General features: G+C 64.1%; 28 protein-coding genes. 6 read left to right on the top strand and 22 right to left on the bottom strand.

The features are described 5' to 3' along the window. Window positions 1–5 precede the first annotated feature (5 nt). From PDMSB3_RS27620 to PDMSB3_RS37985, 3 genes are all read right to left on the bottom strand, one after another. On the bottom strand, window positions 6–1,064 hold the full coding sequence (locus PDMSB3_RS27620; protein ID WP_197740280.1) for an ABC transporter substrate-binding protein: 1,059 nt from the start codon (window positions 1,062–1,064) through the stop codon (window positions 6–8). A gap of 121 nt (window positions 1,065–1,185) precedes the next feature. Next, complete coding sequence (locus PDMSB3_RS27625; protein ID WP_007177203.1) at window positions 1,186–1,578, bottom strand: helix-turn-helix domain-containing protein; 393 nt, start codon at window positions 1,576–1,578, stop codon at window positions 1,186–1,188. Then, complete coding sequence (locus tag PDMSB3_RS37985) at window positions 1,575–1,745, bottom strand: hypothetical protein (protein WP_157187702.1); 171 nt, start codon at window positions 1,743–1,745, stop codon at window positions 1,575–1,577. The genes PDMSB3_RS27625 and PDMSB3_RS37985 overlap by 4 nt, the downstream gene beginning before the upstream one ends. A 212-nt stretch (window positions 1,746–1,957) precedes the next feature. Here PDMSB3_RS37985 and PDMSB3_RS27630 point away from each other — a divergent pair, with 212 nt between their 5' ends. The 4 genes from PDMSB3_RS27630 to PDMSB3_RS27645 all read left to right on the top strand — a co-directional run bounded on the left by PDMSB3_RS27630 (window position 1,958) and on the right by PDMSB3_RS27645 (window position 5,911). Next, window positions 1,958–2,830 (top strand): GNAT family N-acetyltransferase, encoded by an 873-nt coding sequence (locus PDMSB3_RS27630; protein WP_165188364.1) that lies wholly within the window; start codon window positions 1,958–1,960, stop codon window positions 2,828–2,830. Between the two features lie 5 nt (window positions 2,831–2,835). Beyond that, window positions 2,836–3,762: a 2-hydroxyacid dehydrogenase gene (locus PDMSB3_RS27635; RefSeq protein WP_007177206.1), complete on the top strand. Its 927-nt coding sequence runs from the start codon at window positions 2,836–2,838 to the stop codon at window positions 3,760–3,762. A gap of 202 nt (window positions 3,763–3,964) precedes the next feature. Beyond that, a complete protein-coding gene (locus tag PDMSB3_RS27640) occupies window positions 3,965–5,362 on the top strand; it encodes an aspartate aminotransferase family protein (protein ID WP_007177207.1) in 1,398 nt (465 codons plus the stop codon). A 51-nt stretch (window positions 5,363–5,413) separates the two neighbouring features. Continuing rightward, window positions 5,414–5,911 (top strand): Lrp/AsnC family transcriptional regulator, encoded by a 498-nt coding sequence (locus tag PDMSB3_RS27645; protein WP_035517188.1) that lies wholly within the window; start codon window positions 5,414–5,416, stop codon window positions 5,909–5,911. Window positions 5,912–5,957: 46 nt separating this feature from the next. Here the strand turns inward: PDMSB3_RS27645 and PDMSB3_RS27650 are convergent, their stop codons facing one another. Beyond that, complete coding sequence (locus tag PDMSB3_RS27650; protein WP_165188366.1) at window positions 5,958–6,914, bottom strand: LysR substrate-binding domain-containing protein; 957 nt, start codon at window positions 6,912–6,914, stop codon at window positions 5,958–5,960. Window positions 6,915–7,037: 123 nt separating this feature from the next. On the opposite strand from PDMSB3_RS27650, the gene PDMSB3_RS27655 reads away from it, so the two are divergent. After that, the gene (locus PDMSB3_RS27655; RefSeq protein ID WP_007177210.1) at window positions 7,038–8,120 is read left to right on the top strand and encodes a tartrate dehydrogenase; all 1,083 of its coding nucleotides are present in this window, start codon (window positions 7,038–7,040) and stop codon (window positions 8,118–8,120) included. An 18-nt stretch (window positions 8,121–8,138) separates the two neighbouring features. After that, complete coding sequence (locus PDMSB3_RS27660) at window positions 8,139–9,611, top strand: NAD-dependent succinate-semialdehyde dehydrogenase (protein ID WP_007177211.1); 1,473 nt, start codon at window positions 8,139–8,141, stop codon at window positions 9,609–9,611. Between the two features lie 126 nt (window positions 9,612–9,737). Here PDMSB3_RS27660 and PDMSB3_RS27665 read toward each other — a convergent pair whose 3' ends face one another. The 18 genes from PDMSB3_RS27665 to nifH form a co-directional block, all read right to left on the bottom strand. After that, a complete protein-coding gene (locus PDMSB3_RS27665; RefSeq protein ID WP_007177213.1) occupies window positions 9,738–10,532 on the bottom strand; it encodes a TOBE domain-containing protein in 795 nt (264 codons plus the stop codon). Between the two features lie 16 nt (window positions 10,533–10,548). After that, on the bottom strand, window positions 10,549–11,340 hold the full coding sequence (locus PDMSB3_RS27670; RefSeq protein ID WP_165188368.1) for an ATP-binding cassette domain-containing protein: 792 nt from the start codon (window positions 11,338–11,340) through the stop codon (window positions 10,549–10,551). Window positions 11,341–11,352: 12 nt separating this feature from the next. Next, on the bottom strand, window positions 11,353–12,102 hold the full coding sequence (modA, locus tag PDMSB3_RS27675; RefSeq protein ID WP_007177215.1) for a molybdate ABC transporter substrate-binding protein: 750 nt from the start codon (window positions 12,100–12,102) through the stop codon (window positions 11,353–11,355). A 19-nt stretch (window positions 12,103–12,121) separates the two neighbouring features. Next, window positions 12,122–12,796 carry a molybdate ABC transporter permease subunit gene (gene modB / locus PDMSB3_RS27680; protein WP_007177216.1) on the bottom strand — a complete coding sequence of 225 codons (675 nt, stop codon included), beginning with the start codon at window positions 12,794–12,796 and terminating at the stop codon, window positions 12,122–12,124. An 88-nt stretch (window positions 12,797–12,884) separates the two neighbouring features. Then, entirely contained in the window at window positions 12,885–13,877 is a 993-nt protein-coding gene (locus PDMSB3_RS27685) for an LLM class flavin-dependent oxidoreductase (RefSeq protein WP_165188370.1), read from the bottom strand. Window positions 13,878–13,986: 109 nt separating this feature from the next. Then, window positions 13,987–14,616, bottom strand: coding sequence for a globin family protein (locus PDMSB3_RS27690; protein WP_197740281.1), 630 nt, complete (start codon window positions 14,614–14,616; stop codon window positions 13,987–13,989). 220 nt (window positions 14,617–14,836) lie between these two features. Continuing rightward, entirely contained in the window at window positions 14,837–15,415 is a 579-nt protein-coding gene (locus tag PDMSB3_RS27695) for a nitrogen fixation protein NifQ (protein ID WP_007177219.1), read from the bottom strand. A gap of 11 nt (window positions 15,416–15,426) precedes the next feature. Next, window positions 15,427–15,732 (bottom strand): ferredoxin III, nif-specific, encoded by a 306-nt coding sequence (gene fdxB / locus PDMSB3_RS27700; RefSeq protein WP_007177220.1) that lies wholly within the window; start codon window positions 15,730–15,732, stop codon window positions 15,427–15,429. A gap of 25 nt (window positions 15,733–15,757) precedes the next feature. Continuing rightward, window positions 15,758–15,985, bottom strand: coding sequence for a CCE_0567 family metalloprotein (locus PDMSB3_RS27705; protein WP_165188372.1), 228 nt, complete (start codon window positions 15,983–15,985; stop codon window positions 15,758–15,760). Between the two features lie 24 nt (window positions 15,986–16,009). Beyond that, window positions 16,010–16,507, bottom strand: coding sequence for a NifX-associated nitrogen fixation protein (locus tag PDMSB3_RS27710; protein ID WP_007177222.1), 498 nt, complete (start codon window positions 16,505–16,507; stop codon window positions 16,010–16,012). Beyond that, a complete protein-coding gene (gene nifX / locus PDMSB3_RS27715; RefSeq protein ID WP_007177223.1) occupies window positions 16,500–16,913 on the bottom strand; it encodes a nitrogen fixation protein NifX in 414 nt (137 codons plus the stop codon). Before nifX ends, PDMSB3_RS27710 begins: the two co-directional genes overlap by 8 nt. Window positions 16,914–16,935: 22 nt before the next feature. Beyond that, window positions 16,936–18,327 (bottom strand): nitrogenase iron-molybdenum cofactor biosynthesis protein NifN, encoded by a 1,392-nt coding sequence (gene nifN, locus PDMSB3_RS27720; RefSeq protein ID WP_007177224.1) that lies wholly within the window; start codon window positions 18,325–18,327, stop codon window positions 16,936–16,938. Between the two features lie 22 nt (window positions 18,328–18,349). Continuing rightward, entirely contained in the window at window positions 18,350–19,831 is a 1,482-nt protein-coding gene (nifE, locus tag PDMSB3_RS27725; protein WP_007177225.1) for a nitrogenase iron-molybdenum cofactor biosynthesis protein NifE, read from the bottom strand. 275 nt (window positions 19,832–20,106) lie between these two features. After that, complete coding sequence (locus PDMSB3_RS27730) at window positions 20,107–20,619, bottom strand: hypothetical protein (RefSeq protein WP_232064344.1); 513 nt, start codon at window positions 20,617–20,619, stop codon at window positions 20,107–20,109. Window positions 20,620–20,674: 55 nt separating this feature from the next. Then, window positions 20,675–21,022, bottom strand: a complete 348-nt coding sequence (locus PDMSB3_RS27735; RefSeq protein ID WP_007177227.1) for a hypothetical protein — start codon at window positions 21,020–21,022, stop codon at window positions 20,675–20,677. A gap of 15 nt (window positions 21,023–21,037) precedes the next feature. Next, on the bottom strand, window positions 21,038–22,597 hold the full coding sequence (nifK, locus tag PDMSB3_RS27740; RefSeq protein WP_165188374.1) for a nitrogenase molybdenum-iron protein subunit beta: 1,560 nt from the start codon (window positions 22,595–22,597) through the stop codon (window positions 21,038–21,040). 55 nt (window positions 22,598–22,652) lie between these two features. Continuing rightward, window positions 22,653–24,116 carry a nitrogenase molybdenum-iron protein alpha chain gene (nifD, locus tag PDMSB3_RS27745; RefSeq protein WP_007177229.1) on the bottom strand — a complete coding sequence of 488 codons (1,464 nt, stop codon included), beginning with the start codon at window positions 24,114–24,116 and terminating at the stop codon, window positions 22,653–22,655. 102 nt (window positions 24,117–24,218) lie between these two features. Further along, window positions 24,219–25,100 carry a nitrogenase iron protein gene (nifH, locus tag PDMSB3_RS27750; RefSeq protein WP_007177230.1) on the bottom strand — a complete coding sequence of 294 codons (882 nt, stop codon included), beginning with the start codon at window positions 25,098–25,100 and terminating at the stop codon, window positions 24,219–24,221. Window positions 25,101–25,150 lie beyond the last annotated feature (50 nt).

Below are 25,150 nucleotides of genomic sequence, written 5' to 3' on the forward strand. Positions count from 1 at the left end.
TCCGCTTACTGCATGAACTTGAGCCAACGCGCCTTAGCCTGAATGCCGGCGTCCGATGCCCACCACTCCTCCGACATCAACACCTGCTTCGACGCATTCTCCGGCGAGCTCGGCAGCTCGCTCGCACGTTTGGCGTCGATCTTGCCGGTCTTGAACGCGGCCGGATTGCCCGGACCGTAGTCGATATAAAGCGGCAGGTTGGCCTGCAGGTCGGGCGAGACGGCCGCGTTGACGAACCTGATCGCATCAGGCACGTTCGGCGCGTTCTTCAGCACGCAGAGTTGCGTGTTCTGCAAAATGCCGTCGTTGAACGTGAAGTCGACGTCGGGATTGTCCTTGCGTACGGCGCTCGCGCGGCCGTTCCAGATCATCGTCATGTCGACTTCGCCGTCATGCAGCAGTTGCGCAGACTGGCCGCCCGAAGTCCACCAGACCGTCACGTCCGGCTTGATCTGCTGCAGCTTCCTGAAGGCACGATCGACGTCGAGCGGATAGAGCTTGTCGCGCGGCACACCGTCGGCGAGCAGCGCGGCTTCGAGCACGGTCTGCGGATCGTTGCGCAGCGCGCGCGTGCCTGGAAACGCCTTCACGTTCCAGAAATCGGCCCAGCTCTGCGGCACCTTCTTCAATGTTTTCTTGTTATAGCCGATCACCGTCGAATAGAACTCATAGGCAACCGAATACGGCGTGCGGTATTTCTCGGGCATCGCAGCCGCGTTGGGCATTCTGGAAAAATCGAGTTTCTCCAGCAGGCCTTCATGTCCGCCGCGCAAGCAGTTGGACGTGGGCGTATCGACCACGTCCCAGATCGGCTTGCCGGTTGCGGCCTGCGCCTTGATCTGCGGCCACGCGTCCGGAATGCTGTCCTGGTTCACGGTGATGTTCAGCAGCTTCGCAGCCGGATCGAGGATGGCTTTGGTCTGTGCTTCCTGATACGTCCCGCCTTGAGAGACAAAGGTAATCTTCCCGGCAGCAAAAGCAGGCGTCAGACATGCGGGCACGAGACCCGCGACGCCAAGAATCAGAACAGCGGCAAGCGGGCGCAACGTTGGCTTCTTGATCACGAATATGTCCTCGAAACGGTTAAGCGAAAGATATCGTGGATGTAATGCGCGTTGAGCCCAATATAGTGAATCTGTTTATTGGCGACAACGCCGCAATTGTTGTGGGGTCCATGACATCACGTTATGGCCAACATGTCGCGTTGTGTGCCGGGAGCGCGGTACTACCCTGCTCGACCGCATGGGCTGCATTCGCCGCCGCGCGCTGTATGAACATACTGGGCGTCATCCCACAGCACTTCTTGAAATGCCGGCCAAAATGGCTTTGATCGAAGAAACCCACCTCGGTCGCAACCACCGATCCGGGAACGCCTTCCAGCAACAGCGTTTGCGCGCGCTGAATCCGCAGGCCGCACAGATAGCGGTATGGCGACGATCCGTATTGTTGCCGGAATACCGTGGCAAAGCGCGACACGCTGAGCGCGGAGAGCTCGGCGAGTTGCGCGAGCGTCACGGGTTCGTCGAAATGGGCTTCAATGAAGGCCCTGGCGGCATTGAGGCTGATGGACTGTTTCACGGCGCGCCAGCCGCGACGATGTCGCCGCGCGAAATCCGCCGGGAACGAATGCTCTCTTCGTTGATCGACGTGAACACGCCCATCGACGATTTGAACACCATGAGAGAGGTTTCCTGTGTGGCTGGCTGTTGGTCGCGTACGGCGCGTTTCGGCAACGCCGCCGCCATGACAAAATCGTAGTGCGCGGCCGCGGCATATGTCGCCGACAAAAATCGCCGCGCAGCAGAACTCACCCGTAATGCGTGCCCAGACCTGGCGTTTTGCATCGAATTTCACTGCGGCCCGTTCCGGCGCCCGCGATAAAAAGATCGTCCTAGTCACACCGCCCACCGGGTGACACAGTGACGGCGTCAGCCTTCAGTCAATCAGGGAGTACGGTGTGTCCGATTCGATTACCTATAGACGCTTCACCCTCGACGACATCGCCGCCGCGCACGCGTTGACGGTCGAACTCAAATGGCCGCATCGCACGGACGACTGGAGATTCGTGGCGCTTCTGGGCGAGGGTTTCGTCGCGGAAGACGCAAGCGGCGTGATCGGCACCGCGCTGTGCTGGAAATACGGCGCCGGGCACGCCTCGCTCGGCATGGTGATCGTCTCGCCGGCAAGCCAGGGGCGCGGCATCGGCAGAAAGTTGATGGAACTGGTGCTGGAAGAACTGGGCGGCCGGGTCACGTTCCTGCACGCCACCACCGCGGGCCAGCCGCTGTATGAAAAGCTGGGCTTTCGCGTGGCCGGCACGCTCGACCAGCATCGGGGCGCGGCGTTCCAGCCGCCGCTCGTGTCGTTGCCGCCCGGCGAGCGCTTGCGTCCGCTCGGTTCGAGCGATACCGCGCGGCTGGTCGAACTGGCGTCGCGAGCCAGCGGTCTGGATCGCGGCAAGGTGTTGCCCGCGCTGCTGGAGAGCGCCGACGGCATCGCGCTCGACCGCGACGGCGAACTGATCGGCTTCGCGCTGTTTCGCCGCTTCGGACGCGGCTTTGCGATCGGTCCGGTGGTCGCGCCCGCCTCGGAAGATTCGAGCCGCGCCAAGGCGCTCATCAGCCACTGGCTGGCGCTGAACGAAGGCGTGTTCGTGCGTATCGATACACCCGGCGTAAGCGGTCTGACCGGGTGGCTGGAACAGTTGGGGTTGCCACGCGTGGATACGGTGGTCAAAATGGTCCGCCCTGCCACACCGGGCGAGCCCGCGAGCGGCGCACAGGATACTCATTACCTGCAATACGGCATCATCAACCAGGCAATCTGCTGACCATCATGGCCTTCCTCTACAAAGCCGACCCGGCGCGCGGCGCCCAGTGGGCGAAACTCTTCGCGCAGAAGGCGCCGGAACTGCCGTTTCATATCTGGCCCGACCTCGGCGATCCGGCCGCGATCCGCTACCTCGCCGCCTGGCAGCCGCCTGAAGATCCGACGCGCACCTTCCCCAATCTGGAAGTCGTGTTCTCGGTCGGCGCCGGCGTCGATCAGTTCGATCTGTCGGGCGTGCCGGACCATGTGCCTGTAGTGCGCATGATCGAGCCGGGGATTGTCGAAGGAATGGTCGAATACGTCACGCAGACTGTGCTGACCATTCATCGCGATCTGTTCGATTACGCGCTTCAGCAACGGCGGCAGGTCTGGCGCGAGTTGCCGCTCAAGCCCGCCAGCCAGCGTCGCGTCGGTGTGCTTGGGCTCGGTATATTGGGCACCGCGGTGCTGGAAAGGCTGCGCCTGTTCGGCTTTGACTGTGCGGGATGGAGCCGTTCGGCGCGCGAGATCGAAGGCGTGGCCTGTTATGCGGGTGAAGGCGCACGGGATGCGTTTCTCGCGCGCACCGACATCCTGATCTGCCTGCTGCCGCTCACGCCCGCCACGCGCGGGCTGCTCGACGCGCAGTTGTTCGCGAAGTTGCCGCGCGGCGCGTCGCTGATTCAAACGGGCCGCGGGCCACATCTGAATCAGCAGGATTTGCTCGCGGCGCTGGAAAGCGGTCAATTGCAGAATGCCATTCTCGACGTCACCGATCCCGAGCCGTTGCCCGCCGGTCATGCGTTGTGGACGCATCCGCGCGTGCGCATCACGCCGCATATCGCCAGTGCGACGCGGCCGGAAACCGCCGTCGAAGTGGTGCTGGAGAATCTGCGCCGCCATCGCGAAGGCTTGCCGATGCTCGGCCAGATCGACCGCGCTCAGGGCTATTGAGCGTATTGAACATAGCGGGCGCGGTGCCGAACGAAAAGGCCCGCGCGGCGCCGTTTTTTAGCGCCCGCAGCAGAAAATGCCGAGACCGTGCATCAAAACGAGTCGCGCGCGCTTTTCCGGCAATTGTTTAGGTGAGCAGGCGATCGCCGCTGATCAGTAGTATGTGACGGTCAACCACCCCTTCCCGCGACGAGAAACCACCATGCCGATTCAATCGCTCATCGAAGCCGACCGCAAGCATCTGATTCACCCGGTCATCAACTACCGCGCGCACGAAGCACGCGGCGTCACCGTCATCGAATCCGCCAGCGGCGCGTTTCTGCGCGACGCGGCCGGCAACGAACTGCTCGACGCGTTTTCCGGACTCTGGTGCGTGAACGTCGGCTACGGTCAGCAGAGCATTGTCGAGGCCGCCACCGCACAGATGCAGAAACTGCCCTATGCGACCGGCTATTTCCATTTCGGCTCGGAACCGGCCATCGAACTCGCGCAAAAGCTGGTGGAGGTGTCGCCCGCTTCGCTGCAACACGTGTACTTCACGCTCGGCGGTTCCGACGCGGTGGACTCGGCACTACGCTTCATCACGCATTACTTCAACGCCACGGGCCGGCCGTCGAAGAAGCACGTGATCGCGCTGCAACGCGGCTACCACGGCTCGTCGACGACCGGCGCCGGTCTCACCGCGCTGCCCGCGTTCCACCGCAACTTCGATCTGCCGCTGCCGAACCAGCATCATCTGCCCTCGCCGTACGCGTACCGCAGCGATTTCGCCGACGACGCCGCGCTGATCGCCGCCTCGGTGGCCGCGCTCGAAGCGAAGGTGGCCGAACTCGGTGCCGACAACGTCGCCGCGTTTTTCTGCGAACCGATCCAGGGCTCGGGCGGCGTGATCGTGCCGCCGGCCGGCTGGCTCAAGGCGATGCGTGAAAGTTGCCGCAAGCTGGGCATCCTGTTCGTCGCCGACGAAGTCATTACGGGTTTCGGCCGCACCGGTCCGCTGTTCGCCTGCCAGGGCGAAAACGTCGAACCGGACCTGATGACGGTAGCGAAGGGGTTGACCGCAGGCTATGCGCCGATGGGCGCCGTGCTGATGTCGGACGAAATCTATCAGGGCATTGCGGACGGCGACGCCGAAGCGGTGGTCGGTCACGGCCACACATATTCGGCGCACCCGGTGAGCGCGGCCATCGGCCTCGAAGTGCTGCGCCTCTATCACGAAGGCGGACTGCTGGCGAACGGCGTGGCGCGTGCGCCGCGTTTCGCGCGCGGCCTCGACGCGTTGCTCGCGCATCCGCTGGTGGGCGACTCGCGCCACCGCGGCCTGCTCGGCGCGCTCGAACTCGTCGCCGACAAGGACAGCAAGGCGCGCTTCGACCCGGCGCTGAAACTGTCGGAACGGATCGCCGCCGCCGCGTATGAAAACCGCCTGATTTTCCGCGCCTTCGGCGACAACATTCTCGGCTTCGCACCGGCGCTCTCGTACACCGAGGGCGAGTTCGATCTGATGTTCGAACGGCTTGAAAAAACCCTCGACGACGTTCTGGCGCAAGCCGATGTGCGTGCCGCGTTGAAGCTCGGAACGCACGCCGCTGCATGCTAGAGTAGAGGGCCCCCCAGCCCCATGCCCCACCGCCAGAGCGACAACGTTACGATGAGCAGCGACTGCAAGCTAGACCGGATTGACCTGCGCATACTTTCCCAATTGCAGAAGAAAGGCCGCATAACCAACGTCGAGCTTGCCGACGCGGTCGGCCTGTCGCCCAGTCCTTGCCTGATCCGTGTCAAGCGTCTGGAAAAAGCGGGCTACATCATCGGCTACGGTGCGCAGATCCAGCTCGAAAAGCTCGGCGACGTGCAGATCGTGTTCACCGAAGTCACGCTCGCCGATCATCGGCGGGAAGACTTCATCAAGTTCGTGAATGCGATTCGCGACGTCGACGAGATCGTCGAGTGCCATCTGGCGAGCGGCGGCTACGATTACCTGCTGAAGTTCGTCACACGCAGCGTGAGCCATTACCAGAGCATCGTGGAAGGTCTGCTCGAACGCGACATCGGCATCGAGAAGTACTTCAGCTACGTGATCATCAAATCGCCGATCGTGAAGAGCCACTATCCGCTCGAAACGCTGTTCTCGCAGAACCATCACTAGGCGTTGCGTGGTGTTCGATCCGCCGGGTCTTACCGGCGCTCGGCCTTCAACGTTCGGTAACTCCGGCCATGTCCACGGCTGCCGCACCATCGGCCGGCGGGCTCCACTGCGCGAACTCCTCGCTCAGAAAATCGACGCACACCCGCACCTTGGCCGATTGCGCGAGCCGTGCCGGATACACCGCCCACAGATTCGCCGGTTGCGTGACCTCGGGCAGCACCTGCTGCAACTGCCCGGTTTCGAGCAGCGGCCGCACGTCCCACATGGAACGCAGCACGATGCCGCGTCCGGCCAGCGCCCACTCCACCGCCACTTCGCCGTGATTGGTCGACAACGGTCCCGTGACCTTGATCGAGGCCGTCTCGCCGCGCACCGTCAAACGCCACAGACCGAACGGATGGTCGCGCTCCTTGATCGCGAGACACGCATGCGAGGACAGATCGGCAAGCTGGCGTGGCGCGCCATGCCGCGCAAGATAGCCGGGCGACGCGCACAGCACGCGATGATTCGACGCGAGCCGCCGCGCGATCAGATGCGGCGCGATCTCGTCGCCGATGCGCACATCCAGGTCGAAACCTTCGCCCGCTACATCGACGAGACGGTCGAACAGATCGAGCCGCACGCTCAATTGCGGATAGCGCTCGGAAAAGCGCGCCAGCGCGGGTGCGACGAAACGGCGGCCGAAGCCGAAGCTGCTGGAAATGCGCAGCTTGCCGCCGGGAATGCGGCGCGTGGTGGACACGTCTTCCACCAGTTGATCGACGTCGTCGAGGATCTTTTCGGCCCACGTGTAGACGCGCTCGCCCGCCTCGGTGATCGCGACCCGCCGCGTGGAGCGGTGCAATAAACGCGTACCCAGCGTAGTCTCGAGCACATTGATGCGTTTGCTGACATACGCCGCGGATACCGACAGGGCCTCCGCAGCCGCGCTGAAACTCGATTTGCGCGCCACTTCGCAAAACACGCGTAAATCGCCGAGATCCGGTGACGGGAGAGCGTTCATAGAGTGGTTCTTTGTACACGAATCGTGCACAGTGGCTTAACCAAAGCGATCATTTTAGTCTCAAACAGCAGGAATAAAATAACCGTCGTTGAATCGTCGAAAGTCCCACGGAGGAGCAGGAACATGTCGAAGAAATATCGGATCGCGGTCATTCCCGGCGACGGCATCGGTGTCGAAGTCATGCCGGAAGCCATTCGCGTGCTCGAAGCGGTGAAAGCGCGCTTCGGCATCGAGCTGGAGTATCAGCACATCGAATGGGCGAGCTGCGAGTACTACGCGAAGCACGGCAAGATGATGCCGGACGACTGGAAAGCGCAACTGCTGTCCGCCGACGCGATCCTGTTCGGGGCGGTGGGCTGGCCCGACACGGTGCCCGACCATATTTCCCTGTGGGGGTCGCTGCTGAAATTCCGCCGCGAATTCGACCAGTACATCAACCTGCGCCCCGCGCGCCTCTTTGCCGGCGTGCCTTCGCCGCTCGCGGGCCGCAAGGCCGGCGACATCGATTTCTGGATCGTGCGCGAGAACACCGAGGGCGAATACTCGTCGGTGGGCGGCGTGATGTTCGAAGGCACGGAGCGCGAATTCGTGCTGCAGGAATCCGTTTTCACGCGGCATGGCAGCGAGCGCGTGCTGAAGTTCGCCTTCGACCTCGCGCAGCGGCGCGAGCGCAAGAAGATCACGGTGGCCACCAAGAGCAACGGCATCGCGATCAGCATGCCGTGGTGGGACAAAGTCGCGGCCGGCATCGCCGCGCAGTATCCGGACGTGACGTGGGACAAGCAGCACATCGACATTCTCTGTGCGCGCTTCGTGCTGAACCCGGATCGCTTCGACGTGGTGGTGGCCACCAATCTGTTCGGCGACATCCTGTCCGACCTCGGCCCCGCCTGCACCGGCACGATCGGTCTCGCGCCGTCGGGCAATCTGAATCCCGACCGCAAGTTTCCGTCGCTGTTCGAACCGGTGCACGGCTCGGCGCCGGACATCGCGGGCAAGAACATCGCCAATCCGATCGCGATGATCTGGTCGGCCGCGATGATGCTCGACTTCCTCGGCAATCACGCAGGCAAGGAGCGCGAGGCGCACGACGCGATTCTCGCCGCGATCGAAGCAACGCTGATCGAAGGCCCGCATACCGGCGACCTGGGCGGCAAGGCGAACACGACCGAGGTCGGCCAGGCAATCGCGAAGAAACTCGCTTAAAGCAAAGGATTTCCGCACATGACACGCACATTCGAACTGGGCGAACTGATCCGCTCCGACAATTTCATCGACGGCACATGGGCGCCCGCGCAAGACAACGTCCGCTTTGCCGTCACCAATCCCGCGAGCGGCGAGATCATCGCTGAAGTGGCCGACAGCAGCCCCGCCGACGCCCGCGCCGCCACCGACGCCGCCGCGCGCGCCCTGCCCGCGTGGCGCGCGCGCCTGCCGAAGGAACGCGCTGCCGTGCTGCACCGCTGGCACGCGCTGATCATGGCGAATCTGGATGCGCTCGGCGCGCTGATCTCGCTCGAACAGGGCAAGCCGCTCGTGGAAGGCAAAGGCGAAGTCGCCTACGGCGCGTCGTATGTCGCGTGGTTCGCGGAAGAAGCCACGCGCATCTACGGCGATCTGATTCCGCAGCAGCAGCGCGGCAAGCGCATGACGGCCGTGAAGGAACCGGTCGGCATTGTCGCCGCCATCACGCCGTGGAATTTCCCGCTCGCCATGATCGCGCGCAAGATCGCGCCGGCGCTCGCCGCCGGCTGCACGGTGGTGGCCAAACCGGCGGAAGATACGCCGCTCACCGCCTCGGCGCTGGTCCTGCTCGCGCACGAAGCCGGCGTGCCGCCGGGCGTACTGAACCTCATCACGGCCTCGCGCGATCACGCGGTCGCCGCCGTCGCCGAGTGGCTGCATGACGCGCGCGTGCGCAAGATCACCTTCACCGGCTCCACGCCGGTCGGCAAATATCTGGCGCGCGAGTCGGCGGAAACACTCAAGAAACTGTCGCTGGAATTGGGCGGCAACGCCCCCTTCATCGTATTCGACGACGCCGACCTGGACGCCGCCGTCGCCGGACTCATGGCGGCCAAATTCCGCAACGGCGGGCAGACCTGTGTGTGCCCGAACCGCGTGTATGTGCAAGCCGGCGTCTACGAACGGTTCGGCGCGTTGCTGGCCGAGCGGGTCGGCGCGCTGAAGGTCGCGCCCGCCACCGACCCGGCCGCGCAGATCGGCCCGATGATCAACAGCCGTGCGCTCGACAAGATCGCCCGCCATGTGGACGACGCCGTTGCGCACGGCGCGCGCGTGCTGACCGGCGGCAAGCGCCTTGCCGAACTGGGCCCGCACTATTACGCGCCCACGGTCCTCGCCGACGCCACCGCCGCGATGCAGTTGAATAGCGAAGAGACCTTCGGCCCGATCGTGCCGCTGTTCCGTTTCGAAGACGAAGCCGAAGCGGTCAACGCCGCTAACGACACGCCATTTGGCCTCGCCGCGTATTTCTACAGTGAAGGCGTGAAACGGATCGACCGTGTGGCGCGCGCGCTGGAAGCGGGCATTGTCGGCATCAATGAAGGCGCGGTCGCAAGCGAAGCCGCCCCGTTCGGCGGCGTAAAGGAATCGGGCTATGGTCGCGAAGGCTCGAAGTACGGTCTCGACGACTATCTGTCGATCAAATACCTCTGCCAGGGCAACCTCGAATGAGTGCGGAGGCGAACACGAAGGCCTATCCCATCGACGATATTTCCACGCACGAGCAATCGTCATCGGGTATCGCGTACGTGCATACGTTCGACTCGGGCCTGCCCGGACCGGATAAAGGCACCTGTGTCACGCCGCCGCGACAGCCACCATCACCGAGTAGGCCTTGAATACCGCTGTCGCCTGTTGCCCGACGGCCAGCGCGAGCGCGTCGACTGCGTCGTTCGTCACGCTGGCCGTCAGATTCACGCCCCCCGGAAGCGTCAGGACCACCAGCGACGACACCGCGCCACGCTCGAGCCGCGAAATGGTCCCGGCGAACTGATTCCTCGCCGACAACAAGTAACCCGCAAAATCGACCACGAGCACGACGGCCGACGACTTGATCAGCGCAATGGCCTCCTTGCCTACCGCGAGCTTGAGGCGATTGGCCGCGGAGGTGGTCATCGTCGCGACGATCTGCTGGCCGCCGGCAATCGTCACGGATACCTGGGTGGTGACCGGCCCCTTGTCGATCGCGTCAATGGTGCCGACAAACTGGTTGCGTGCGGTCGTTTTCATTGCAATTCTCCTGAGAAGGCCGGCCAGTGCCGGCAGTTGGTTGAGCCACGCGTCCTGCTCGCGCAGGAAATGCTGATTGTTGGTCCGGAGCTTGCGCCAAACCCCCAGAAGATCCACGGCAACGGGCGTAAGCCGGGTCCCGCCGCCGCCCTTGCCGCCGGTCGCCGTTTCGATCAACGGCTGATTGGCCAGATTGGCCGCGTTCTCCAGCAGCAACCAGGCTCCCTTGTAGCTGTAGCCCGCAGTGCGTGCGGCGCGATTGATGGAACCCGTGTTGTCGATTGCCTCGAGCAATGCGAAGAAGCGCGCGTCGAGCCGGCCGGCCAGTTTCAGTTCGCTGCTCAAGAGTGATGAATCGGCCATGATCGACTCGTTCGCTTCAACCGTCCGCGGGAACGTGGAGCAGCGCACGCACACGCCGTTCGCGCGCCGTAAGCGGCGCGACATCGAGGTCCGGCACCAGTGCCCGGCGCGTGAGCTCACGCCCTTCGCCGCTTCGCAGGTCGACCTCGCGGACCACCTCGCCGTGCTCGACCACGAATGCAACGTCGGCGAGCGCGAGCACGTCGTCGACGTCGTGCGTGATCATGACGACGGGCATCTGCCAGCGCCTGAACACTTCGGCGAGTTGTCCGCGCAGATCGTGGCGCAGCAGCGGGTTCAGCGCGGCAAAGGGCTCATCCAGCAGCAACAGTTCCGGCCCGCAGGCAAGCGCGCGGGCCAACGCCACGCGCTGCTGCTGTCCGCCCGACAATCCCGCCGGACGGCTGCGCGCGAGTTCGGTAAGATCGAAGCTGTGCAGCAGCGCGTCGACCCGCACGGCACGATCGCCGGACAGGCCGCGCCGCCACCAGTTGGTCAATCCGAAGGCCACGTTCTCGCGCACCGACAGATGCGGAAACAACGCGTAGTGCTGGAACAGATAGCCCACACCGCGCCGGTCCGGCGGCAGGTCGACACCGCGTGCCGAATCGAACAGCACGCGCCCGCCGACCCGCACGTGCCCCCGGTCGGGCCGCAACAGCCCCGCGATCGCCTGCAGCGTGAGCGACTTGCCGGCACCCGAGGCGCCATACAGCGCCACCACCGGCGCTTCGGATGCGAAGCGCGTCGCCAGCGTGAAGCGGCGCGTGTTATCCGACACGGTGGCGGTCAGATCGATGTCGATCATTCGCGCGCCTCGTCAGGATTTGACGAAGCCGTAGCGCGCCAGCACGTTCTGCGCTGCCGGTGTCGACAGATAGGCGATGAAGTCTCTCGCGAGCGGCTGCTGGCGGCTCGCGCTAACCACGATCACCGGATAGGTCACCGGCTCGTGGCCTTCCACGGTCAGCGCGATGCGCACCTTGCCGGGCGCCAGCAGGGCGTCCGTGCGATAGACGAAGCCGGCCTCCGCTTCGCCGCGCGACACGTAGTCGAGCACCTGGCGCACGCTCTCCGCCTGCACGAATTTCAGCTGCAGCGCGCCCCACTGCCCGGCACTTTCCAGAGCCTGCTGCGTGTAGCGCCCAACGGGCACGGTGGCCGCTTTGCCGAGCGCAATGCGCTTCACCGCGGGATTCGACAGATCGGCCAGCGTCTTCACCAGCGGCGCGCCCTCCGCCGGTACGATCAGCACCACCGAGTTGGCGGCGAAGTCCTGCTTCGTGCCCGCGTCGAGCAGTTGGGCATCGATGCCGAGCGCGACGGTTTCCTGATCCGCGCTGGCGAACACATCGACGGGCGCGCCTTGCCTGATCTGCTGAAGCAATACCCCCGACGCAGCGAAATTGAAGCGCACGGTCACGCCCGGATGGACCGCCGCGAACTTCGCGCCGATCTCGTTGAACGCATCGGTCAGGCTCGCGGCGGCGGAAACGGTAAGTTGCTGGGCCGAAGCGAGCAGCGGCAGCGCCGCGAGCAGCGCGACGGCAAGGGAACGGACAAAGCGCATCGGAAGATTTCCTCGAAGGTCAGCGAAGGGAGAAGAAGCGGTTCGACACCAGCATCACCGCGATGGACAACCCGGACGTCACCAGCACGAGCAGCAGCGCGGTGTGGTCCTGGCCGCTTTGCATCGCGTCGTAGATCGCCATCGAAAGGGTCTGGGTTTGCCGGGGAATATCGCCGGCCACCATCAGGGTCGCGCCGAACTCGCCCAGGGCGCGGGCAAACGCGAGCAGCGTGCCGGCCAGAATGCCGGGCCACGCGAGCGGCAACGTGATGCGGACGAATACGGACAGCGGCGACTGCCGAAGCGTGCGCGCGGCCGCTTCGAGCGTAGGGTCGACGCCGGCGAACGAAGCGCTGGCCGACTTCAGCACCAGCGGCAGTGCCACCACGGCTGCCGCCGCAACCGCGCCGTGCCAGTTGAACACAATGGTGTAGTCGAAGTGTTCGTAAAGCCATGCGCCGACCACGCTGCGCCGGCCCGCCGCGACCAGCAGGCCATAGCCGATCACGGTCGGCGGCAGCACCAGCGGCAACATGCACACGGCCTCCAGCACCGCGCTGCCGGGAAAGCGCCGGCGCGCAAAGATCCAGCCGAGCGCAATGCCCGCGGCAAGCGCGAGCACGGTGGCGACCCCTGCCACTTTCAGCGACAGCAGCAACGGCGACCAGTCCATGTTTTGTAGGGAATCCGACATTGGCGACACGGTTCGTTGTGAAGTGAACGACGTAACGCCGTGAACGCAAGTTATAAGCCAGTGCGCCGAGCGCTCGAGCGCGCACGGCTTACTTGCCGCTCAGTCCCAGTTCCTGCGCGAACAGCGCCAATGCGGAGCGCGCCTTGACCGGATCGTGCGTGGCGGGCTTGAGCAGCAGGCGGTGCGGTCCCAACCGCTCGTTCAACAGACGCACCTGGGCCGCGCAATGCGCGGGGTCGCCGATCACTGCATTCGCGAGGATCACCTCGTCGCTCGCATCAGCTGCGAACATTGGCGGCAACGAACCCGTAGCGAACCGCACCTGCATGAGTCGGGGATAAGAGCGCACGCAGGCCACGCCATGTTCGAGCGCATTGCGGTGGTCAGGCTCGCAGTGAAAAAAGCGCGCAATCGCAAACGGAAAATCACCGCGCTGCGCACGCTGCGTCGCCACCTGGTCGGCGACGCGCGCGAGGTCGGCCGACGGCGTCGCCATCAGTCCATAGCCGTGCGCGGCGGCGAGGCGCAGCGAATCGTCGCTGAGGCTCGCCAGCCAGACCGGCACCGGCTGCTGCAGCGGGCGCGGCTGCAGCGCAATGTCGTTGCAATGGTAGAAACGCCCGTCGAAGCTGGTGGTGGGATCACTCCATAAACGCTGGATCAACGCGAGCGCCTCGTGCATCCGCGCGCGGGCGTCATCCGCCGACGGGATTCCCGCAGCCCGGTACTGCACCGGAAACGGGCCGCCGCGCGCCACGCCGAATTCAATGCGCCCTCCGCTCAGCAGATCGAGCGTGGCGACGTCTTCCGCGACGCGCAGCGGGTCGTTCAGCGGGAGCAGCGAGGCGCCGGTGCCGAGACGGATCGTGGAGGTGCGAGCCGCGATGTGGGCGAGCAGCACCGTCAGCGCACTGCCGATCGCGTACGAACTGTAGTGGTGTTCCGCGACCCACACGTCGTGGTAGCCGAAGGCTTCGGCGGCGACGGCATGGCTCACGGTTTGCATCAGCGCGTCGCGCGCATCGCCGTCGGGATTCTCGACGTTGAGGAAAAGACCGTAGCGTTGTGCGGAATCCGACATGGCAGGTTCTCTCGTGGGAATAGATCGTGAAAGGCAAGTTTTGCGCTCATGACGGGCTGAGCTTCGGGCCGCACGGCTGCGGCTGCGGCATCGGCGGGCGGCATGGGTGTCATGGTGAGCGCCGCGTGTCATGGTCCGCAAGCGGTTCTCCCGCTGCCGGCGCGAGAAACCAGCTGCGCACCGTGTCGTACGGATAGCGCGTCAGGCCGGCATGGCGCGCGTGCGGCGCGAGCAGATGCACAGACAACGGCTCCGCCCAGCTCCAGAAATCGGCGCGCAGCGCGGGCGGAAACCCGACGTCGTCGAACGCATGCCATAGCTGTACCAGCCAGAGTTCGCGGCCCTCTTCGTCGAGCAGCAACGGCAGCCCGGAGCCCGCCTGCAGATGCGCACGCCGCTCGCTGTAGTACAGCGGACCGCCGCAGGACTCGACCACGAAGTCGGCCACGCGAGAAGCGACGCAATCGAAGCAATGCCCGGCACGCGCGAACAGCGGTGTGAGTCTGAGCCGCCGCATGTGACACAGCACCAGATCGCGCAACCCCGCCTCATCGCAGATCGCCAACAGCCGGTGCGGCGGCTGCGGCAGCGCGGGCACGCAGGCGGGCGGCAGTGCCCGGGCCCGCGGCCCTTGCTGCGAGTCCACCACCGGCCATTGCAGCGTCAGATAGCAGGCCCGGGTGCAGGGTGTCCAGCGGGCGCGGGGCGCCGGAGGCGCGGCAGATCGGAGCGAATCCATATGTGTGTCGGGTTGGTGGTTCGGTTTGTCGGTTGTGTACCTGAATACATAACGGTAGGCATGCTTAAGCAAGTCCCGCGCCTTCGTCACTGCGGAGCCCCTCAAGGCTCCGATCACGGTGAACCGCGTCACGCAGTTGTGCGATGGGTTCGGTGCGTGGCCGGTGGTGTGCCTGCTCGGACTACTTGCGCCCATTCGCGCCCATTCGCGCCGATTGCGCCTACTCCGTTCCGAAGCAAAGCGCGTGATCGGCACAGACACCGCAACTCGGCGCCTTGCAGATAAACAAGTCCTCCCGCTCACACAACTGCTTGTAGAAGAACTTTTTCCACTTCATGTCGTGCGTATTCTTCGCCGCCAGCCGCGGAAACCAGCGGCCGATCAACGCCGACAGTTCACGCCGCGACGGCAGAAGCAGGTCTTGCCAAAGGTGGTTCTGTCCGAGGCTCGCACAGGCCAGCGCGTGCGCGACGCAGTTCGCTTCTTCCGGGGAACCCGCGTGCGGATCGGCGTGGTCATTGAGCAGCGCCACCAGATCGTCGAGCTCGTCGTCGCGCGGTTCCTCGCGGCGCCTGCTCGCCGGCGCGGACCACGAAAGCCACGCGAGGCCGAGCGCCGGCCCTGCGCCCGGGAACCAGCGGGCGAACATCCGGCGAGTCTGGTCGGCATCCAGGCCGGGCATCGGCAACGCATCCAGACCGTGGCGCTCGAACGCGCCGGACATCACGCCGGCCAGTGCAAGGACGGTCGGATCGTCTGCGTCCGCCGCGCACGCCATCAAGGTTGCATAGGTATCCATGCCGGCACCGCCTAGAGTACGGCCGCCGCGTGCGTGTAGCACTTTTTCGGGCATATCTTCGCGCATGCGGTGCAGCCGATGCACAACTCCCGATGCGCGATCGTCATCACTTTCTTTTCGTACTCGTCGTCTTCGTCCTCGCCGTCCAGCGCGATATGCGCGCCCTCCTCGTCAAGTCCGACGAGTTCCAGCACGCCGCGTGGGCAGACGCGAAAACAGCGTCCGCAACCAATGCATTTTTCTTCATCGAGCGTGTTGACGAAGGTCGGCGTCCAGGTGGCGCCGCTCGGCAGCGTAACGCTGAAGGTATCGCTCATGGTTTGCCTCCGTGGTTCCGCTGCTTCAGGCTGCGGCCGCCGCCGCCGCAGCAGCAGCAGCAGCAGCAGCCGCGGCCGCGCGAGCCGCCATTAGCGCGGCATGCGCGTCATGGCAGCGCTGGGCGACAGCAAGAATGTTCTCCCAGTTGGTCGGCAGTTCCTCGGAGAGGTCGTGCAGATCCATCTTTGCCTGCGTCGCTTGCGCGTTGAGCTTCTTCAGGCGCGCCTTCAGTTCGTCGGCATCGGTACTCATCGTCATGCTCCCTTCATGATCACTTCAGGCGCCGTACTGCGCGACGGCGGGATACGTCCTGATCATCTCGACCGCTTCGTCGAGAAACTTTCCGCCCGCCTCGGCGAGCTTCTGCAGCGAAGCAAAGCCAAAACGATGCACGTCGCGCAGCTGCTTGTTGACGACAATGAGCCGACCGGCAATCAACACCATGCGGCCGAACCCTTCGTGGCTCATCTTCATCATCGGCGAGACCATCTGGCCGGTCTGACGCTCGATCGCCACCGCGATCGCGTTGTAGAAAATCTCGAGCCGCCACAGCGTTTCGGGATCGGGGTCGCCCATGATCGGAATCGCGCGGCGTTCCTCCGGCGTGTGAATGTACGGCTTGAGCAGTTGCAGGTCGGACTTGCCGTCCCATGCGCCGTGCGTGTCCTGCGCGCGTAACTGCTTGACCAGTTGTTGCACGAACGGCGCCGCCAGCAGCGTTTCGTCGCTGGCCGTGCCCGGAACTACGGATGATTCAGCGGTGGCTTCAGCCATGAGGTACCTCGTCGTCTTCAAAGTCGTACACGCGTTCGCCGTCTTTCGCGAGCGCCTTGCGCAGCCACGGCGGCGGCGTGCCCTTCAATACCTGCTGCAACTTGCCGAGAATTTCCTCGATGGACTCGGGCTGCGGCACCTTGATCGGATGAATCTTCAGCGCGACCACGCGGGCCGCGCCGGAACCGCCGATCGCGGCGACGTACAGGATCGCGCAGTCCTTCACGGCTTCGAGTTTGGGCGCGAGCTTGTCCTCGTCGCCGTCCTCTTCGAGCTTGCCGCCGAAGTCGAACGCCTCGACGAACCGGTAGCCGTCCGGCGTGACGTCGTAAGTGACGATGCTTTTCGCCCAGCCAAAATGCGCGTCGACGTACTGCCTGTCCTGAGTGGCGAATGCGATCTTCATGCTGTGTGCTCCTTGAGGTGGATCAGGCGCCGGCCGCGACGACAGGAATGTTCACTTCCCGCGCCGGATCGCGCGCGGCCAGATCGATCGAGGCCTGCGGCAACGGCCAGTCGCCCGGATGGTGATGCGCAATCTGCTCGATCATCAGATTGGCGATCTCGAAGATCAGGTTCATCGTGCCGCGGTAGCCGACGTAGAGGCGATGCGCATTGCCGACCCGGTCGAACACGGGAAAGCCGATCCGCAGCAGCGGCTTTTGCAGATGCGCGGCCATCTGGCGGCCGTGCGAATGGGTAATCAACAGGTCGCAGTCCGTCGCGGCCTGTTCCATGTCTTCGAGATCGCCGATCACGACCCGTTCGGCGGGCAGCAACGCATGCGCGGGCGAGCGCGTGGTGCTGATGCAGCAGTGCAATTGCGCGCCCATCTCGTGCAGCAGGCAGCCGAGCGCAAGCAGCAGATCGGGCTCCGCGCCGATCGCGACCTTGATGCCGCCGGTGTGGAAATGCCCGTCGAGCATCGCGTCGAGCAACTGGCTGCGCTGCCGCCGGTATTTCGCGGGAACCGGCCGCCCGGAGCGCTGCGACAGCAATTGCAGCAGACGATCGTTGGGTTCGAGTCCCGTGAGCCGCTCGAAGATGTCGAACGGTGTGCCGGCGATCGCCTGCAACGCCAGCGCGCCGTCACGCGTCTGCTCGCCGACGCCGATCGTGAACGCCGACGCGCCGGCGGCCCGGATCTGCGCGAGCGTGGTGCCGCCCAGCGTGGTGCCGCGCCAGTCCGGCGCGATGTGGCCGTCCAGCGAACCGGAAATGTCGGGCAGCACGATGACGTCAAAGCCGAACGCTTCGATGATTTCGCGCAGTTCGTCGATGTCGCCGGGCGACAGATGGCTGCCCGGCAGCAGCGTGACCTGACTGGCCACCTTGGGCAACGGCTTGACAAGCGCCTTGACGATGCCGGCGACGGCATGCCGGTAGCCGTCTTCGAATGCGCCGACATAGTCGGGGGTCGACACGTAGACGATTTCGGTGTCGTCGAGTTCGGGCTTGCGCTTGCGCACGGTGACGAGATAACCCTCCACGTCGTCGCCCTTGGTTTCGGTCAGGCCCGTTGAACAGATGGCGATGATCTTCGGTGCGGCACGCTTGCGGATGTTGAGCAGCGCCGCTTCGATGTTCTCGTAGCCGCCGAGCACGGTGGTGACTTCGTTCATCGCCGTGGTCTGTAGCGGGATCGCTTCCTTGAAGTGGCGCACGAGCAGCACGAGGCCGAACGACGTGCAGCCCTGCGAGCCATGCATCACCGGCATGCAGGCATCGAGCCCGAGGAACGCGAAGCTCGCGCCCAGCGGCTGGCTCATCTTGAGCGGATTGACCGCACAGGCTTTCTTTGATTCGACGACGTCGGCCACGGTATTTCCTCCAGGTCGGGCGTCAGCCCGGCACGCCAAGTTCCAGACCCATCACCCACGCCGCGGCCCCCGCCAGAGGGCGCGGGGCCTGCGCTTGCACTGCGCCCAGCGTCTCGCCGTCGTCGCCCCACGGCGCCGGGATGCGCACCTGCTGCCACACCGGGTTATAGATCGCGCGGTCGATCTCATGCACCAGTTCCACGATGCCTTCGTAGCCGCCATACGGGTGGTGGCGCTCCTGATTGATGTCGAGCCACGGCATGCGGGCTTTCAGCGCGACGAACTGCGAACGGCCGCCCGAGAGCATGATGTCGGCCTTTGCGTCCCTGAGCATTGCGTACATCTCGCGCGGCGTCATGTCGTCGATCATGTGCGCGTCGTCGCCCATGATCTCCTTGATTTTGTCCTTGTCTTCCTTCGTGCTTTTCTTGACGCTGGTGCCGACGATTTCGAGCCCGGCTTCCTGAAGCGCGGCCACCACCGACCACGACTTCACGCCGCCGGTGATCAGCAGCACGCGCTTGCCGGTGAGGCGCGCCTTGTAGTGCGCGATGCGCGCCCAGGCGCGGGCTTCCTCGGCGGCGATCAGACGCTCGGTGCGCTCGAGCAGATCGTCCGGCGCGCCCTGCTGCACCAGCAGGCCGGCGATCTGGCGCAGCGTGTCGCTCATGTCGCCGATCCCGTAGAACGAGCCTTCGAAGTAAGGAATGCCGTAGCGTTGCTGCATTTTCGTCGCGATGTTGATCATCGACTTCGAGCAGACCATCATGTTGACTTTGGCGCGATGCGAGCTCGCAATCTCGTTGTAGCGCCCGTCGCCGGAGATGCACGAGAGAATGCGGATGCCCAGCGCGTCGAGCAGCGGCCTCGTCTGCCACAGTTCGCCCGACAGGTTGTATTCGCCGATAATGTTGATGTCGTACGGCGTGGTGTACTCGGGCTCGCGCGTGCCGATCACGTAGTCGAGAAGCGCCTCGCCGCCGAGCTTGTTGCCGAGGTTCTTCGGCCCGGCGAAGCCTGGCGAATTGACCGGGATCACCGGCTTGCCGAATTTTTCGGCGGCACGCTTGCAGACTGCCTCGATGTCGTCGCCGATCAGCGCGGTCACGCAGGTCTGATAGACGAACACGGCCGGCGGATCGTATTTCTCGATGATCTCGCGCACGCTTCTGAAAAGCCGCTTCTCGCCGCCGTACACCACGTCGAGTTCGTTGATGTCGGTGGTGAAGCCGGTGCGATAGAGTTGCGAACCGGACGAAGCAGCGTGCCGGTTGTCCCACGAATTGCCTTCGCAGGCAATCGGTCCGTGCACGAGGTGCGCGACATCCACCACCGGCTGCAAGGCGATCTTCGCGCCGTCGAATGCGCACCCGCCTGCGGCGGCGCCCGGCGAAAGCTGTTTCGTACAGCCTTTCTTGCGCTCCTTCTCGCTCTTGCCTTGATTCTTGTCGCAACCCGGTTCGTCGAATACCTCGGCGATCTTGGCGTTGAGCGAAGCGGACATGACAGGCTCCTGATGGATGGATGTTTCTCTAGTGGCAAGTTCCATACCACCGGGGAATACCGTGAATGCGGTTCAACCGGCCTTCGATCACGACACTCCCAGGCGTCGTCATGGCGGGTTTGAACGGTTTGCGACAGACGGTTTGCGACACATATAACGTGCGGCTCGGCGGGTTCTCCGCACCGCTGGGTGAAACAGTACGTCGGGTCCGGACAAGCGGGCATGTGCTGGTGGTTGCCTCACGCTGCACGACTCTTGCGCGATTCGTGCGCAACTCAGTTGTCGTCGGCCAGCACTTCCAGCGCCACCAGTTGCCCGTACAGCGCGCGCCGCGCCGACCAGTTCGATTCGCCGGCAAGGCGTGAGTCGGCGCCTTCGAACGCGCCGATTGCGTCACGGTCGTTCCAGTAAATCAGGCACCGCCCGCCGCGCGCGGCCAGCGCAGCCGCCTGCGCATCGCGTTCGGACACCGGCTCGCGCCGGCACACGCCCCGGCCGAGCAGATAATCGGCGCGGTAAAGCAAGGTGTCCCAACCATGCTCGTCACCTACCGCGCAGATCGCGGGATACGCCGCCCGTCCGCTCGCATCGGGAAGGTGATCGACCAGCGCGAGCAGTTCGCGCGGCGTGACTTCGTCGTAGATCTCGGCAGCGCTCAACGGATCGGACGCCGCCACCTTGCGCGCGAAGTCGTCGTCATCGTAGGCGAACCACGCGAGCGGCGGCGCTGAGTCTGATTGCTCGACAACATAGATCACGTTGTGCTCCTTCACTGGGAGTCGTCGCATCGGCTGGCGCCGGATAGCGCAGCAAGCCTGTTGTTCAGCGGTGTTCCCGTGCCGGCTACTCGACGCCCTCGGCGGCGGTCTTCGCCCACACCGCGCGGCGCAGCCGCTGCGCGATGCCGGCTGGGCTCGCGTCGAATTGACGCTGAGCAGCCGACATCGCCCCTTGGGCAATCGCCGTTTCCTCGTGTGTCAACGGCAGCCGGCCAGCCACATGCGTGGCCCCCGGCACCGAACGGGCGATCATCTGCCGGTTCGGGTGTTCAGCCAGCGCGACGAGATGGTCGGCCTCGCGCACACCGGCCAGACAGACCCAGCCGTCGATGACCTCGACCTTGCGGCCGTCCTGCGTCATCCTGACCAGAACCGCATCTGCCGAACCCGATGCATCTGCTATGTCTGTCATGGCCGTGCGCTCCCGTCAGCGGATGATGTCGTAGCTGTAGTCGGTCTTCGCCGCGACGATCGTGTTGGCGTCGAGCGCCTCGAAGAACTCGTCCAGCAGCGTAACCAGCACCCGCAACGCGCCTTCGTAGCCCCACGTCGGGAAGCGATGATAGTGGTGGCGATCGAAGATCGGGAACACCATGCGTATCAGCGGCGTTTTCGTATCGCGTTCGAGGTATTTGCCGTAGGTGTTGCCGATCAGGAAATCCACCGGCTCCGTGAACAGCAGCGAGCGCATATGCCACAGATCGCGTTTCGGATACACCTTGCAGCCCGCGCCGTACGGCGACGCGTCGAACAGCGCCCGCACCTTCGCAGCCCAGCTTTCGCCGCCGTTGGTCGCCAGCACGTGCGCCGGTTCGGCGCCCAGTTCGAGCAGGAACTGGGTGTAGCCGAGCATCTGGTCCGGGTCGCCGTAGAGCGCGAAACGCTTGCCGTGCAGATGCGCCTGGCTATCGGCCATCGCGTCGACGAGCTGGCCGCGCTCCTTCTCCAGCTGCGCCGGAATCGGCTTGCCGGTCACGCGCGAGATTTCCATCAGGAACTGATCGGTGCCCGCCACGCCGACCGGCGCATTCAGCACCACGACTTCCTGACCGTGCTCGGCGATGAACTTGCTGGTCTTCTCGCAGCAGTATTCCTGGAACACGAAGGTCGCCTTCGCGTTCAATGCGCGCTCCACCTCCTCCTTGGTCGTGCCGCCTTCGTACATGCGGAACTCGCCGTCCGTCGGCGTATTCCACGTTTCGGACGGATCGCAGAGGATGTTCACCTGCACGCCGAACAGATCGAAGATGCGGCGGATTTCCTTCATGTTGCCGACCACGTAGCCGTCGAACCCGCCGATGAAGTTGACGCTCTCATCGGCCACACGGTCGAGCGGCGCCGCCGTGCCGGCCTTGCCGTCCCAGAAGTGCTTGAGGATGCCGAGAAGCGCGTTGTCGTAGCCGGTGACATGGCTGCCCACGAAGGCCGGCGTGTGCGCGAACGGCACATCGTAGTCTTCCGGCACGCTGCCCTTCTGCTTGCTGTTCTTGATGAACGCGTCGAGGTCGTCGCCGATCACCTCCGCCATGCAGGTCGTCGAGACCGCGATCATCTCGGGCTTGTACAGGTTGTACGCGTTGGCGAGACCGTCGATCATGTTGTTCATGCCGCCGAACACGGCCGCGTCCTCGGTCATCGACGAACTGACGCACGAGGTCGGCTCCTTGAAGTGACGCGAGAAGTGCGAGCGGTAATAGGCGACGCAACCCTGCGAGCCGTGCACGAAGCTCAGCGTCTTGTGAAAACCGTTGGCGACATACACCGCGCCGAGCGGCTGGCAAGCCTTGGCCGGGTTGACGGTCAGCGAGTCGCGCGCAAAGTTCTTCTGCTTGTAGTCCTCGGTTTTGGTCCATTCGACGATCTGCTTGACCTGCTCGTCGGGATGGTTGAATTCGAAGTTTTCCTTTTTCGTGCGGAAAATTTCCTGGTACTCGGGCTCACGGAACAGCAGTTCGTGGTCGAGAATCTTGTCTGCGGATTGGGGCATGGGATGCTCCTGATATTCAGTTCGATGGCTTCAATGGCCTGCCGGCCATCGGGGCTTAGGAGGTTTTCTTCCAGGGCGCCCTGGCGAGCCCCCAAACCGGGCTGGAAATGGCCATATCCATGTCGCGCGCGAAAATGGCGTAGCCGTCGTAGCCGTGGTACGGGCCGGAATAATCCCAGCTGTGCATCTGGCGAAATGGCACGCCCATCTTCTGGAATACGTACTTTTCCTTGATGCCGGAGCCGACCAGGTCGGGCTGGATCTGTTCGACGAACTTCTCGAACTCGTAGCCGGTCACGTCGTCGTAAATCAGCGTGCCGTCCTTCACGTAGTGCGTGGTGCGCTGATAGTCGTCGTTGTGGCCGAACTCGTAGCCCGTGCCCACCACGTTCATGCCGAGGTCTTCATAAGCACCGATCACGTGGCGCGGACGCAGCCCGCCGACGAACAGCATCACCGTCTTGTCCTGCAGGCGCGGCCTGAACTTCGCGTTCACCGCGTCGACGAGCGGACGATACTTCGCGATCACCTTCTCCGCATTGGCCTTGATCGCGTCGTCGAAATGGCTGGCGATTTCGCGCAGGCTCTTCTCGATCATCGTCGGGCCGAAGAAGTTGTATTCAACCCAGGGAATGCCGTACTTCTCTTCCATGTGCCGGCTGATGTAGTTCATCGAGCGATAGCAGTGCAGCACGTTGAGCTTGGCCTTCGGCGTGTTCTCGAGCTCGGCGATCGAGCCGTCGCCCGACCATTGCGCGATCACGCGCAGGCCGATTTCTTCGAGCAGAATCCGGCTCGACCAGGCATCGCCGCCGATGTTGTAGTCGCCGATAATCGCGACGTCGTACGGCGTCGACACGAAATCGGGGCGCTTGTCGGGATCGGTCTTGTCGAACACCCAGTCGCGGATCGCATCGTTGGCAAGATGGTGGCCGAGCGACTGGCTGACACCGCGAAAACCTTCGCAACGCACCGGCACGATGGTGTGCCCTTCATACTGCGCACTTTTTTTCTTCGAGACGGCCTCGATGTCGTCGCCGATCAGCCCGATCGGGCATTCGCTCTGGATCGAGATGCCCTTGTTCAGCGGAAACAGCACCTGAATCTCGTCGATGATCTTGTCGAGCTTCTTGTCGCCGCCGAAAACGATGTCCTTTTCCTGGAAGTCCGAGGTGAACTGCATCGTCACGAAGGTGTCGATGCCGGTGGTGCCGATGTAGTAGTTGCGGCGTGCCGCCCACGAGTACTGGCCGCAACCGACCGGGCCGTGGCTGATGTGGATCATGTCCTTGATCGGCCCCCACACGACGCCCTTCGAGCCGGCGTACGCGCAACCGCGAATGGTCATCACGCCCGGCAATGACTTGATGTTGGATTTCACGCCACAGTCGGGCTTGCCGTCCTCGAAGGTGCCTAAATGCTTGGCGCGCCGTTTGGCCATTTTCTCGGGATAGGCCTTCAGCACTTCATCGATCAGGGCCTTGTTCGCGGCCTTGCGCTCTTCAACAGTGACGCTCATGGGAATGCTCCATTGGGTGAATATCAGGCCTCGCGGCGGGTTGCATGCACGGCCCGGTCATTGCGTGAAGAACAACGCCGGGCCGCGCACTGCAACGCTCGCTCAGGCAGTCAGCTCCGCTGCGGTCTTGCCGACTTCGGATTCGTCGATGGACTTCATGATGCCGTGCTCCATCAGCAGGTCTTCCAGCTGATCCATCGTGATCGGCGTCGGGATCGTGCCGTTGCCCGCGTTGTTGTGTACCTTGGTGGCGAGCTGGCGATACTCTTCAGCCTGCTTCGACTCCGGCGCGAATTCGATCACCGTCATGCGGCGCAGCTCGGCGTGCTGCACGATGTTGTCGCGCGGAACGAAGTGGATGAGCCGCGAACCCAGCATCTTCGCCAGTGCTTCGGCGAGCTCGAGCTCCTTGTCGGTCTGACGTTCGTTGCACACCAGACCGCCCAGGCGCACACCGCCGCTGTTCGCGTACTTCAGAATGCCCTTCGAAATATTGTTGGCGGCGTACATGGCCATCATTTCGCCGGACATCACGATGTAGATTTCCTGGGCCTTGTTTTCGCGAATCGGCATGGCGAAGCCGCCGCACACCACGTCGCCGAGCACGTCGTACGAGACGTAGTCCACGCCGTCATAGGCGCCGTTTTCTTCGAGGAAGTTGATCGACGTGATCACGCCGCGGCCCGCGCAGCCGACGCCCGGTTCCGGGCCACCGGATTCCACGCAACGGATGTCGCGGTAACCGATCTTCATCACGTCCTCGAGTTCGAGGTCTTCCACCGAGCCGGCTTCGGCGGCCAGCGACAGGATGGTGTCCTGCGCCTTGGCGTGCAGGATCAGGCGGGTCGAGTCCGCCTTGGGATCGCAGCCGACGATCAGGATCTTCTGGCCGAGTTCGGTCAGGGCTGCCAGGGTGTTCTGCGAGGTGGTCGACTTGCCGATGCCACCTTTGCCGTAGAACGCGATTTGCCGAAGTTTGGACATTGCATTTCTCCATTCAGGAAGGAGGGTTGAAACCAGGGTTGCGTAACCGC

Origin of the sequence: Paraburkholderia dioscoreae (assembly GCF_902459535.1) — a bacterium.
GTDB classification, from domain to species: Bacteria; Pseudomonadota; Gammaproteobacteria; order Burkholderiales; family Burkholderiaceae; genus Paraburkholderia; species Paraburkholderia dioscoreae.

Coding starts and splice junctions, on each gene's coding strand:
- PDMSB3_RS37985 (WP_157187702.1), bottom strand. CDS start 1,745: ATGGCGGCGGCGTTGCCGAAACGCGCCGTACGCGACCAACAGCCAGCC.
- PDMSB3_RS27635 (WP_007177206.1), top strand. CDS start 2,836: ATGGCCTTCCTCTACAAAGCCGACCCGGCGCGCGGCGCCCAGTGGGCG.
- PDMSB3_RS27640 (WP_007177207.1), top strand. CDS start 3,965: ATGCCGATTCAATCGCTCATCGAAGCCGACCGCAAGCATCTGATTCAC.
- PDMSB3_RS27645 (WP_035517188.1), top strand. CDS start 5,414: ATGAGCAGCGACTGCAAGCTAGACCGGATTGACCTGCGCATACTTTCC.
- PDMSB3_RS27650 (WP_165188366.1), bottom strand. CDS start 6,914: ATGAACGCTCTCCCGTCACCGGATCTCGGCGATTTACGCGTGTTTTGC.
- PDMSB3_RS27655 (WP_007177210.1), top strand. CDS start 7,038: ATGTCGAAGAAATATCGGATCGCGGTCATTCCCGGCGACGGCATCGGT.
- PDMSB3_RS27660 (WP_007177211.1), top strand. CDS start 8,139: ATGACACGCACATTCGAACTGGGCGAACTGATCCGCTCCGACAATTTC.
- PDMSB3_RS27665 (WP_007177213.1), bottom strand. CDS start 10,532: ATGGCCGATTCATCACTCTTGAGCAGCGAACTGAAACTGGCCGGCCGG.
- PDMSB3_RS27670 (WP_165188368.1), bottom strand. CDS start 11,340: ATGATCGACATCGATCTGACCGCCACCGTGTCGGATAACACGCGCCGC.
- modA (WP_007177215.1), bottom strand. CDS start 12,102: ATGCGCTTTGTCCGTTCCCTTGCCGTCGCGCTGCTCGCGGCGCTGCCG.
- modB (WP_007177216.1), bottom strand. CDS start 12,796: ATGTCGGATTCCCTACAAAACATGGACTGGTCGCCGTTGCTGCTGTCG.
- PDMSB3_RS27685 (WP_165188370.1), bottom strand. CDS start 13,877: ATGTCGGATTCCGCACAACGCTACGGTCTTTTCCTCAACGTCGAGAAT.
- PDMSB3_RS27690 (WP_197740281.1), bottom strand. CDS start 14,616: ATGGATTCGCTCCGATCTGCCGCGCCTCCGGCGCCCCGCGCCCGCTGG.
- PDMSB3_RS27695 (WP_007177219.1), bottom strand. CDS start 15,415: ATGGATACCTATGCAACCTTGATGGCGTGCGCGGCGGACGCAGACGAT.
- fdxB (WP_007177220.1), bottom strand. CDS start 15,732: ATGAGCGATACCTTCAGCGTTACGCTGCCGAGCGGCGCCACCTGGACG.
- PDMSB3_RS27705 (WP_165188372.1), bottom strand. CDS start 15,985: ATGAGTACCGATGCCGACGAACTGAAGGCGCGCCTGAAGAAGCTCAAC.
- PDMSB3_RS27710 (WP_007177222.1), bottom strand. CDS start 16,507: ATGGCTGAAGCCACCGCTGAATCATCCGTAGTTCCGGGCACGGCCAGC.
- nifX (WP_007177223.1), bottom strand. CDS start 16,913: ATGAAGATCGCATTCGCCACTCAGGACAGGCAGTACGTCGACGCGCAT.
- nifE (WP_007177225.1), bottom strand. CDS start 19,831: ATGTCCGCTTCGCTCAACGCCAAGATCGCCGAGGTATTCGACGAACCG.
- PDMSB3_RS27730 (WP_232064344.1), bottom strand. CDS start 20,619: ATGCGACGACTCCCAGTGAAGGAGCACAACGTGATCTATGTTGTCGAG.
- PDMSB3_RS27735 (WP_007177227.1), bottom strand. CDS start 21,022: ATGACAGACATAGCAGATGCATCGGGTTCGGCAGATGCGGTTCTGGTC.
- nifK (WP_165188374.1), bottom strand. CDS start 22,597: ATGCCCCAATCCGCAGACAAGATTCTCGACCACGAACTGCTGTTCCGT.
- nifD (WP_007177229.1), bottom strand. CDS start 24,116: ATGAGCGTCACTGTTGAAGAGCGCAAGGCCGCGAACAAGGCCCTGATC.
- nifH (WP_007177230.1), bottom strand. CDS start 25,100: ATGTCCAAACTTCGGCAAATCGCGTTCTACGGCAAAGGTGGCATCGGC.